Origin of the sequence: Psychrobacter faecalis, assembly GCF_016107575.1 — a bacterium.
Taxonomy (GTDB): domain Bacteria; phylum Pseudomonadota; class Gammaproteobacteria; order Pseudomonadales; family Moraxellaceae; genus Psychrobacter; species Psychrobacter faecalis.
On record NZ_JABAST010000005.1, the window covers coordinates 107,897 to 118,607 of the forward strand.

At 44.3% G+C, this 10,711-nt stretch carries 8 protein-coding genes and 1 tRNA gene; 2 read left to right on the forward strand and 7 right to left on the reverse strand.

What is annotated here, in order from left to right; translation table 11 throughout:
- Positions 1-74 precede the first annotated feature (74 nt).
- Positions 75-159 (forward strand) — tRNA-Leu (locus tag JFC07_RS03035).
- Between the two features lie 82 nt (positions 160-241).
- On the opposite strand, the gene JFC07_RS03040 is transcribed toward JFC07_RS03035, so the two are convergent.
- The gene (locus JFC07_RS03040) at positions 242-1,264 is read right to left on the reverse strand and encodes a serine/threonine-protein kinase (RefSeq protein WP_068404586.1); all 1,023 of its coding nucleotides are present in this window, start codon (positions 1,262-1,264) and stop codon (positions 242-244) included.
- 96 nt (positions 1,265-1,360) lie between these two features.
- On the opposite strand from JFC07_RS03040, the gene JFC07_RS03045 reads away from it, so the two are divergent.
- On the forward strand, positions 1,361-2,326 hold the full coding sequence (locus JFC07_RS03045) for an ATP-binding protein (RefSeq protein WP_082894271.1): 966 nt from the start codon (positions 1,361-1,363) through the stop codon (positions 2,324-2,326).
- A gap of 13 nt (positions 2,327-2,339) precedes the next feature.
- Here the strand turns inward: JFC07_RS03045 and JFC07_RS03050 are convergent, their stop codons facing one another.
- From JFC07_RS03050 to gyrA, 6 genes are all read right to left on the reverse strand, one after another.
- Positions 2,340-3,461 carry an MBL fold metallo-hydrolase gene (locus JFC07_RS03050; protein WP_068404589.1) on the reverse strand — a complete coding sequence of 374 codons (1,122 nt, stop codon included), beginning with the start codon at positions 3,459-3,461 and terminating at the stop codon, positions 2,340-2,342.
- Between the two features lie 68 nt (positions 3,462-3,529).
- Complete coding sequence (locus tag JFC07_RS03055; RefSeq protein ID WP_068404591.1) at positions 3,530-3,793, reverse strand: hypothetical protein; 264 nt, start codon at positions 3,791-3,793, stop codon at positions 3,530-3,532.
- A gap of 92 nt (positions 3,794-3,885) precedes the next feature.
- On the reverse strand, positions 3,886-4,554 hold the full coding sequence (locus JFC07_RS03060) for a glutathione S-transferase (protein WP_198328092.1): 669 nt from the start codon (positions 4,552-4,554) through the stop codon (positions 3,886-3,888).
- Positions 4,555-4,809: 255 nt separating this feature from the next.
- Positions 4,810-5,880: an EamA family transporter RarD gene (gene rarD / locus JFC07_RS03065; protein ID WP_198328093.1), complete on the reverse strand. Its 1,071-nt coding sequence runs from the start codon at positions 5,878-5,880 to the stop codon at positions 4,810-4,812.
- A gap of 374 nt (positions 5,881-6,254) precedes the next feature.
- Entirely contained in the window at positions 6,255-7,325 is a 1,071-nt protein-coding gene (rarD, locus tag JFC07_RS03070) for an EamA family transporter RarD (RefSeq protein WP_198328094.1), read from the reverse strand.
- A 196-nt stretch (positions 7,326-7,521) separates the two neighbouring features.
- The gene (gene gyrA, locus JFC07_RS03075; protein ID WP_198328095.1) at positions 7,522-10,287 is read right to left on the reverse strand and encodes a DNA gyrase subunit A; all 2,766 of its coding nucleotides are present in this window, start codon (positions 10,285-10,287) and stop codon (positions 7,522-7,524) included.
- Positions 10,288-10,711: the final 424 nt, after the last annotated feature.

The following is a 10,711-nucleotide window of genomic DNA, read 5'->3' on the forward strand; positions in this document are numbered from 1 at the left end:
ACGCACTACCGAATCAGTTAACTATCTCGATGGCATTTGAATTTAACTGCCTTTGATGATAGAGTAACGAAAATGGGGCTGTGGCGGAATTGGTAGACGCACCAGATTTAGGTTCTGGCGCCGCAAGGTGTGAGAGTTCGAGTCTCTCCAGCCCCACCATTTTCGGATAGTACATCTTAGACCAAATATTAAAGCCTGCTTTTTAGCAGGTTTTTTTGTGTCTAGCATTTAGCGTTCATGATTATAACCTTTCTAAATCCATCACGATTTCTTCCATACTTTGATAACGTTTTTCAATTCTCTTCGCCAACGCTTTATTGATGATACGTTGATAGCGCCTATACTCTAACGGCAATGTTGCAATTGGCTGTTGGCAATGCTGAGTCGCCCATTCTCTTAACGGCGCACCACTCGGATTATCAATCTTAAACGGTCGCTCGCCTGCCAATATTTCATATAGCATTATCCCAAACGCATAAATATCGCTTTGCAGCGTTGCGCCTTGCCCTTGCCAGCGTTCAGGGGCAAGGTAAGCGGGCGTGCCAGCATTATTTTCCGTACTATTTTTCTTATTTATTTGAGTAATACCATTATTAATGGGTTCTGCCAAAGCAAAATCAGTTAATAATAAATTAGGTACGATACCGCCAATAGCCCTATGATTTGGCACGAAAGCATCTAGCAAAATATTACTCGGCTTAATATCATTATGCAGCCAACCTATGTGATGCAAATTGGCAATAAGTTTTGCTGCTTGAATGATTAATTGCTGCTTTTGCTCGGCAGTCAGGCTTTGCCTTAAATAGCGCGCGACACTGCCGTTGGCATAATTTGGCATAACAACAATGGTGAGTGTTTGACTGTTATTTAATACTTGTAGCTGTAAATGATGACTGGCTAATAGCGGCGGCGCGATAGAAGAAAATCTACCCTGATGGTTCGAGAACTGATTGATAGATTTTAGAACGTCGGCCTCATAAGATAAATCAGATCCGTATCGATGAGCATCGGTACTTAATTGCCATTTCATCATGGCCTCACCAAACTGGGGATGCTTGGCGCGTGTTAAACCTTGATATTCAAGCACATTAGTGACACTCTGCTGACTGATACGCTGATGTGTTATCTTATTATACTTCAAGTCCAAGAATGCTATGGTCAATACAGGCAGAATTTGCTGCGCATCCGTTTGCAACGTTTGTTTTGCCAAGTCTTGCTTTGGCTTTGCTTGAATTGCAGCTTGATTACTGGCACTATTTTTCATGATAAGTGCTGCCTCGATGCATGTACTTGATAGATGTAATAGGCAATCTGCCATTTTTATGATTATAAGTAACTAAATTATAAGCGACTATGTATTATGCCCCAATCTACTACGCCTGTTATGAATTACGCCCTACCCGACCATGTATTAAATTTACTTGAGCAGTATTTGCAAGAGCAGGTCACGCCAACTATCGAGATTGATCCTGCCCAGCTTGCTTATCGTTGGGTTGGCGGTCAACAAGGGCACCTGGAGCCGTTGGCAGTGAATTTGTTTTTAAGTTTAGATGACTTGCATGGTATCGATACGCAAAAGGCAAAACTGGTACAAAACACGCGCCAGTTTTTAAAGGGCTATCCTGCCAATCACGTCCTGATGACAGGCACACGCGGCGCTGGCAAGTCATCGCTGATTCGGGCACTGCTACAAGCCTATCATAGCGAAGGGCTACGTATTATCGAAATCGCTCGCGATGACCTGCGGATGCTTGATAAGATACGCGCTGCGATTAATGCGCTACCAGCGGACTGTGATTGCCGTTATGTGGTGTACTGTGATGACTTGGCGTTTAACGGTCAAGATGAAAGTTATCGGACGCTAAAAAGTGTGTTAGACGGCGCACTGGATTCCGAGCAAGACAAGCTACTCGTCTATGCCACCAGTAATCGTCGCCATCTTTTGCCGCAGTTGATGAAAGACAATGTCAATATTTATAACGGTCAGACTGACGAGGTCAACCCTTATGAAACCATTGACGAAACGGTCTCCTTGTCTGATCGCTTTGGCTTATGGTTGTCCTTTCACCCGATGGATCAAAACACGTATTTACATATTGTGCGCCATTATTTATCACTTTCGCCAAACCGCAAGCTAGATAATGCGAATGACGTTAAAGAAAGTAATCATCATGCAGAGGAAAATAATACGCTGCCTGACGTCATTAGAGCAGCGGCGTTACGCTGGGCATCAGAGCGCGGTGGCCGCTCGGGGCGCGTGGCCTATCAATTTAGCCGTTACTGGATAGGACAAATGCAATTAGCAGCTGAGGACAATCAATCTTAAATATGACTATAAGTCATGAATGATTGTCGCGTGCAGAGCCTAGATACTGTACGCGGCTCCCCTCTTCTGCGCTTACTAAGTCAGCTGCGCCATTCACCATATATTGATCAAAGTCAGCGGCTAACCATAGATTGCCTTGATAAGCACTTTGGGCATCCAAGCGGATATGCGCCATATTGGGCGTATCACTATGAGGATTATCAAATCTTTGATAACGGGCGCTAAAATGGGTCAAAATTAAATTTTTAACGCTGTTTTCTTGGGCAAATTGACCGACCGATTGCGCGCTACTGTGCATCGGATCAAAGTCTGGATTTTTTGCCTGAATCTTATTTAACACCTCATGAGTATACGTGGCTTCATGTACCAACAAATCGGCATCGACTACCGCAGCACTTAGGCACTCTGGCGTATCGTTATCGCCCGCCACCATAACCTTTGTGCGCTGACTGTTATTATCGACGTAATCGGCTGAATAAAGCGTGCGTCCGTCTTCGGTCACAACATCTTCGCCTTGCTGCAGCTTGCCCCACAGCGCGCTTGCTGGAATACCATCGGCTGTCAATTTATCAGTATTCAGCGCACGGCGGCTGATAGTTTGGGTGATGGCAAAGCCATAAGAGGCCACGCGATGCGATAAAGGATAAATACCTATCGTCAGCTGATGCTGATTGTCTAGTGTAATCGTTACTTGAGTTTTATTTCCCTCATCTGATTCAGAGAGCAAATCTTCTATCGCCATAAAGTTAATAACAAATGGAAAATATAGCTCTGTCGTCAAAGTTACCGCTTCAAGCAACGTGGCGATTGCTTTTGGCGCAACGATGATTAACGGCTCACGGCGACCTGACATTGCTGTACTCGCTAGTAGCCCTGGCAGACCATAACAATGGTCGCCATGCACATGAGTGATGCAAATTGCTTGGAGCTGATGTAAAGATAACTTAGTATGTAAGAGCTGCTGCTGTGTGCCTTCGCCGCAGTCAACCAACACCCAAGGCCGTGATTTTTTAGATTGAGTCGTGTTTTGGGTGTTTGAGGCATAGGGATTAAGAGACTCAACAGCTAATGCGGTAACATTACGCTGCTTGGTTGGCACGCCCGCTGAGGTGCCCAAAAAGGTAAGCTTTAACATAGGCAAACTCTTTATCTAAATACTTTTTATAGCGACGTTCTTATAGTGATGTTTTTATAAAGACGACTTTATAAAGACTGGCATAGCATGGTTCTTTGACCCTCAATCATTTTACCGCCATTGGCCGTACATTCATTGACCATATTAGATTCATAGGATTTCCAGCCACCATAAAAGCTCGCAAGACATAGGAGTACTACCAGCAGCTTTTGTGACCACGCTTTGATAGAGACTTGCTGGTTATTGCTATGACCTTCAGCCATATTAATGGGTTGTTCGGTAACCGCACCAGCATCCGTCTTCTGGTTGTTTGTTTTATTTAAGTCTGTCATTTTTTATCCTAAAAAAGGTTTTGTCTATAAATAAACAAAACCTTTATTTTAATATGAATTCAGTCATTTATTAATGATGAAGTGTGCTGCATCTAAAATTTTAAACGCCCACCTTTTTCTTCTGCACGTTTAAAGGCGTCGCGCTCTTCACAGCGTTTTAGCCAGTTTAAGATATTGGCATATTTACTGCTATCTAAACCTGCTCCCGCATTGGCACCGACGACCGCAAGATGCATCTGAATATCCGCGGCACTGAACTCTGCGCCTGCAAACCAATGATTATCTTGCAGATGTTGCTCCATCATGGCCAGCATTGTATCCAAACTTTTGCTAATCATGCTTTTTTCCACCTGATTGCGAATGCTTTTGCTCACAGGTTTGATCAGCATCGGCGATTGCTCAACCACTTTGGTAAAGACCAGACGCATGACCAATGGCGGCATGAGTGACGCTTCTGCAAAATGTAGCCAAAACGTATAAGCATCCCATGCCGCTTCATTGTCATCAGCAGGCTTGAATTGGCGTTCTTTATCGTAATGCTTAATCAAGTACTCAATGATAAATCCCGACTCGACGAGCGCACGATCGTTTACCTCTAATATGGGCGCATGACCGAGCGGATGTACTTGTTTTAAACTGTCTGGGGCGCGATAAGCCTTGTTGCGCTCGTAGCAGGTCAATTTATAATCGAGTCCAAGCTCTTCTAATAGCCATAAAATACGAAACGAGCGTGAGTTTGCTAAATGATGAAGATGTAACATAAACCATCCTAGTTATAATGTGAATAAGCGATAATCTTAAATAAGACATATATTAATAGGCTACGCCCGCCCTTCACTATTGACTTTTATTGAGCACAATTGAACGTTACGAAACATGATTGAGCAAGGCGCCCTTATTGTCGATAATAGCGCAATTAATCGCCCTTTAATACAGAAACTATGTAGAGCAATAACGAAAAATATAATGAAAAACAACATCTGCTAAGTTTAATTTAGCTTCTTGGCAGGACAGTTTTATTTGGCATGTAGCTCTTCAATTTTACGCGTTATCTTATCTATTTTTTGCTGATATTTTCTAATTTTACGAAAGCGATGCGCAATCAAAACCCCTTTAATACGGCGATTTTTTAGGCGGCGGCGCGGCGGGAAACTGCCGACTTGTGGCTCATTGTACGCTTGCAGGCGGTCGTGACGCTTACGTGCCAAATAGCCAAGCGCACTATCAGCAATCATAATCAGCAGCGCGATGACAATCATGCCATACATAAACAGCGAGCCGCCGTCATTGATACTTTGGTGCAAAATGGTGATGGAAAATATAAATAAAAATATCGGCTCAAGGTAGCATAACGTGCCAAATAGCGACACGGGTAGCTTTTGGCTGCCAACCATGGTCAGCGCCATCGCCGCCGTACTAATAATACCGAGTAGCGGCAATAGATACCAAAACTTATCGGTCGCGAACGCCAGCTCAAAACCGCCGCTTAAGTATAATATCACCAACACCACCGGCGTTAATAATACCAAATCCGAGATAAGTCCGGTGATGGGCGGTACGGCAAGCTTACGCCGCAGCAGATAATAAGGCGGATAACCCAAACAGACAAATAAAGTCGCCCAAGAAATGCTGCCATATTGCCACACATCATAGCCAATACCGAGCGCCGCACAAAGGGTCGCAAGCCATTGCAGCAAGCTCATGTCTTCATTATAAAAAAAGCGCCCCACGACAATCATAATCATCGGGTATAAAAAGTAACCTAATGTCACCTCCAACCCCAAATCATTGACCGGCGCCCACATAAATATCCAGATTTGCGCACCCAAAATCGGCGTGGGAATGATAAATAAAAACCACTCTTTTGCCGTCTTTAAGGTTTTTAAATAATCAAAAATATGCTGCCACTGTTTCAGCACACTGACCAGTAACACCAAACTGAGTAGCATCATCAGCACGCGCCAAGCAGCAACTTGTGTCCCTGATAACGGCTGCATCAACAGACCAAATAAAAACAACCCTGCATATAAAAAGTTTGCGGCGACTGCAACGATGGTGCCTTGCGACGTCTGATTGGTGAGGAGCATAACAATTGCCTTTAAAAATAAGCGCACGTCCTTGGCAATTTTGAAAAAAAACAAAAGCCTCAGACGCGAACGTCGGAGGCCTTTTGTCTATCAGCTCTATTGTTGATAGAAATTTTTATCTATAGTCAAGGAATTTTAGAATCGCTACAAGGTGACCGACCGCAGATAGTACATTGAGTACATCTAGGGTGGGCAACACCGTAGCGGTTTAAAAGTGCTGTGACTATATCCTTTAACTAAATAAAATTAAGATAAACGCTTCTGTATCTCATGCTCAGCATTATGTCAAAGTCGGCATAGATACGCAATACATTGGCCTAACCCGTCTGTTCATTTAAAAATCAGGTTTATTCATTTGCCATACATGTAAAGATTTATTTGCTATCAAGCTGCTCGATTTTACGCTGTATGCTATCGAGTTTCCTTTGATAACGACGCATCTTACGGAAACGATGTGCGGCTAACACCCCATCGATACGGTAATTTATCAAGCGGCGACGCGGCGGAAAACCGCCCACTTGTGGCTCGCGGTAGCCATGCAAATGGTTGTCGCGGCGGCGACGAAGATAACCCATCACACTATCAGCAATCATAATAAATAGCGCCAGCGTAATCATGCCGTACATAAATAACGAGCCGCCTTCCTCAATGCTCTGGTTTAACACGGTGATAGATAACACAAACAATAGCATTGGTTCTACATAACTTAGGGCACCAAATAACGAGACGGGTAATTTACTACTCGCAATCATGGTCAATGACATCGCAAGCGCACTAAACGCGCCAAGCAGCGGTAATAAATACCAAAACTTCATGTTTTGTGCCGCCACGCTAAAGCCGCCACTGCTGTATAACATAATAAGTACCACTGGCGTCAGCAAGGTCAAATCTGACAACAAACCAGTAATCGGCGGTACGGCAAGCTTACGCCGCAGCAGATAGTAAGGCGGATAACCCAAGCAGACAAACAACGTAACCCAAGAGATGGTGCCATATTGCCAAATATCATGACCGATACCTAAAGCGGCCAACAGTGCCGCTAACCACTGTAGCGCGCTCATATGCTCATAGTAAAAAAAGCGCCCCAATATGATCATCACCAGCGGCAATAAAAAATAGCCCAAAGTGACGTCAAGCCCAAAGCCATTGACCGGCGCCCACATAAATAGCCAAATTTGCCCACCCAAAATCGGCGTCGGCAAGATAAATATCAGCCATTCTTTTGGCGTTTTTAAGGTTTTTAAATAGTCAAAGACATGTTGCCACTGCTTAGTAAAGCTGACCAATATAAGCAAACTCAACAGCATCATCAATATGCGCCATGATGCTACCTGTGTTCCTGTCAAGGGCAGCATAAATAACCCAAACAAAAACATCATCGAGAATAAAAAACTCGATGATATTGCGGCTAACGTTCCTTGAAAAGTTTGATTGGTCGTAAGCATAACAACGGCCTTAAAAAATAGCGCTTAATAGATATTATTTATCATAATTTTATAGAAGCTAAGCATACAAAGTTAAAAGCTAAAAAACACGCTGTAAGAATAAACAGCGCTCAGAAAAAAGCCTCCAACGATGACGTCAGAGGCTTATTCTAGAGCAGTATTACTCACTAAACTAAAAAGCTAACAACTGATATGGTTACTCGTCATCGTCGGTGTTTTCATCAGCTACATCATTTGACGTTTCATCATCTAACGTATAGTCATTGGCAATATCGATAACATCGTTGACGTCGGTCGTCGCGCTGTTGCCAGTTTCGGCATCAATATCGATTTGTTCTTGACCCTCTACGCCAAAAGTACCATCTTCTTTCATCGCCTCGACCAACTCGTCGTCGCCCTCTTCGTTCTCAACGCACGCCATGGCCACCAGTTTTTCATCTTTTGACAGACGAATCAAGGTAACGCCTTGGGTATTACGACCCGAGCTTGCCACTTGTTCAACGGGCGTACGAACCAGCGTGCCTTTATCAGAGATTAAGATAATATCGTCTTCAGGCTCAACCTTGGTCGCCCGAACCAAGGCGCCATTACGGGCGCTGGTTTTGATAGCAATAACACCGCCACCGCCGCGATTTTGAGTATTAAATTCTTCGACAAAGGTACGTTTACCAAAGCCATTTTCACAAGCGATAAGGATTTCGCGCACATCATCTTCGATAACCACCAGCGATTTGATAAATTCATCGGCTGCCAGACGCATACCGCGCACACCTTTAGCAGTACGGCCCATCACGCGCGCATCATTTTCATCAAAACGAATGGCTTTACCGCTCGAAGCAAATAACATCACTTCTTGACTGCCATTGGTAATACGGGCGCTGACCAATTTATCATCATCTTCTAGGCCAACAGCAATCAAACCGTTCGAGCGAATATTGGCAAACTGTTCAAGCTCAACACGCTTAACCGTACCATTTGCCGTGGCAAAGAAGACAAAATGCCCGCTCACATCCGCGGTATTTTGCGGTATTGGCAATATCGTGGTGACCGTTTCATCAGCATTTAAACCAATCAAATTCACTAGCGGACGACCACGCGAACCGCGGCTGGCAATCGGCACTTCAAAACCACGTAAGCTAAATACACGGCCTGTGTCGGTGAAACACAATACCGTTGCGTGCGTTGAGGTCACAACTAAGTGATCAATCACATCGTCTTCTTTCATCGCGGTTGCAGATTTGCCTTTACCGCCACGCTTTTGCGCCACATAATCGTCAATCGGCTGCGTTTTTGCATAGCCCGTACGCGATACCGTCATCACAACGGTTTGCTCTGGGATCAGATCTTCACGATTAAAGTCCATACGGGAATCAATGATATCGGTACGACGCTCATCACCGAAGTTTTCACGAATCTCAATCATCTCGTTTGAGATAATGGTCATTAATTTATCAAAATCACCAAGAATTGACTCTAAATGAGCGATTTCACGTAATAAATCTTGGTATTCTTCGGTCAATTTGTCTTGCTCAAGCCCCGTCAGACGATGCAGCTGCATGTCTAAAATGGCATTGACCTGCTCAAGGGATAAGCGATAGCTTTCTTGATTGTCAATCAGACCAAACGGCGCTTTTGGGTCTTCACCTTCGATGAAGTCTGGACGTACCGACTGGCTACCTGCCGCAGTTAGCATCGCAACGACGCTGCCTGAACCCCACGTATTATTGAGTAGGTTTTCACGAGCAAGGCCGCGGTTTGCAGAGGCTTTAATCGTCGCAATAATCTCGTCAATATTGGCTAAGGCAACAGTTAAGCCTTCTAATAAGTGACCACGAACGCGGGCTTTATTAAGCTCAAAAATAGTACGACGCGTCACCACTTCTTGACGATGGCGGACAAAGGCGGCAATTAGCTGACGCAAAGTCAACAGCTTTGGCTGACCGTTATCAAGCGCCACCATATTGATACTAAAGCTAGATTCGAGCGGCGTTTGCAAGAACAAGTTATTGACAATCACTTCTGCCGTTTCACCGCGGCGCAAATCGATGGCGATACGCATACCGTCTTTATCAGACTCGTCACGAATCTCCGTAATGCCTTCGATTTTTTTGTCGCGTACCAGCTCAGCAATACGCTCAATCAGTTTGGCTTTATTGGTTTGATAAGGTACTTCGGTAAAGACAATGCGCTCACGGTCACGGTTGACGCCCGTATCGCTCATTGGCTCAATGATATAGCGACCGCGTACATGCAAGCGGCCTTTACCCGTGCGATAAGCGTCTAAAATACCCGCCCGACCATAAATCACACCGCCGGTAGGAAAGTCAGGCCCTGATATATGCGACATCAACTCTTCGGCTGATATTTGCGGGTTTTCGGCATACGCTAAGCAGGCATTAATCACCTCAGTCAGGTTGTGCGGTGCCATATTGGTCGCCATACCAACCGCAATACCGGTTGCGCCATTGACCAATAAGTTTGGAATACGCGCAGGCAAGACGCTTGGCATACGCTCAGAGCCATCGTAGTTGTCTTCCCAATCGACCGTATCTTTATCCAAATCCGCTAGCATTTGGTGAGTCAGCTTGGTCATACGCACTTCGGTATAACGCATCGCCGCCGGTGGATCATCGTCAATCGAACCAAAGTTTCCTTGCCCATCAACCATCGGATAACGCAAGCTAAAGTCCTGTGCCATCCGTACAATTGCATCATAGACCGCACTATCACCATGCGGGTGATATTTACCGATGACATCACCGACCACACGTGCTGATTTCTTATAAGGTTTGTTATAATCATTGGACAACACATGCATCGCGTACATCACACGGCGGTGCACTGGCTTAAACCCATCACGCACATCAGGCAGCGCGCGCGAGACGATCACGCTCATCGCATAATCCAGATAGGACTGCTTTAATTCATCCACGATGGCAATAGGACTGATCGAGTCGCTCATATACACTCCTTTATTCACATTCTTTTTCTAGTATTTGGCTCGGTTAAAAATGCTGATAGTTGTACAAAAATAAAGGCGCTAAAAAGCGTCATTATCCATGATATACAGACTATAAAAAGCGTTATCAAACAGGCTAAACAATAGGAAAATGGCGATACGGTTTTTGTTAGAAATAACGTTTAATTGAAGAAGCTATTTTAACACATTTTTGTCTATTTAGGGGATTGTAGATGCTATTAAAATCAAGCAAAACAGCTGATTAGCGCTCGTTTTTATCTTTAGCGATAAGGATAAAAACGACTTTAATAATTGGGCATTGCCTTTGCTGTTTTTAAAGGCTATTTCATAAAAAAACTGCATCCAAAGGATTAATGCCAGTCAGTTAACGCTGACTGGTATTTTTTTTGGGATATTTTTGTGGTTT

What these genes read in the sequence shown, in the direction of transcription:
- JFC07_RS03055 (WP_068404591.1), bottom strand. Translation starts at nt 3,793, where the DNA reads ATGACAGACTTAAATAAAACAAACAACCAGAAGACGGATGCTGGTGCG.
- JFC07_RS03060 (WP_198328092.1), bottom strand. Translation starts at nt 4,554, where the DNA reads ATGTTACATCTTCATCATTTAGCAAACTCACGCTCGTTTCGTATTTTA.
- JFC07_RS03045 (WP_082894271.1), top strand. Translation starts at nt 1,361, where the DNA reads ATGCCCCAATCTACTACGCCTGTTATGAATTACGCCCTACCCGACCAT.
- rarD (WP_198328093.1), bottom strand. Translation starts at nt 5,880, where the DNA reads ATGCTCCTCACCAATCAGACGTCGCAAGGCACCATCGTTGCAGTCGCC.
- JFC07_RS03050 (WP_068404589.1), bottom strand. Translation starts at nt 3,461, where the DNA reads ATGTTAAAGCTTACCTTTTTGGGCACCTCAGCGGGCGTGCCAACCAAG.
- rarD (WP_198328094.1), bottom strand. Translation starts at nt 7,325, where the DNA reads ATGCTTACGACCAATCAAACTTTTCAAGGAACGTTAGCCGCAATATCA.
- gyrA (WP_198328095.1), bottom strand. Translation starts at nt 10,287, where the DNA reads ATGAGCGACTCGATCAGTCCTATTGCCATCGTGGATGAATTAAAGCAG.
- JFC07_RS03040 (WP_068404586.1), bottom strand. Translation starts at nt 1,264, where the DNA reads ATGAAAAATAGTGCCAGTAATCAAGCTGCAATTCAAGCAAAGCCAAAG.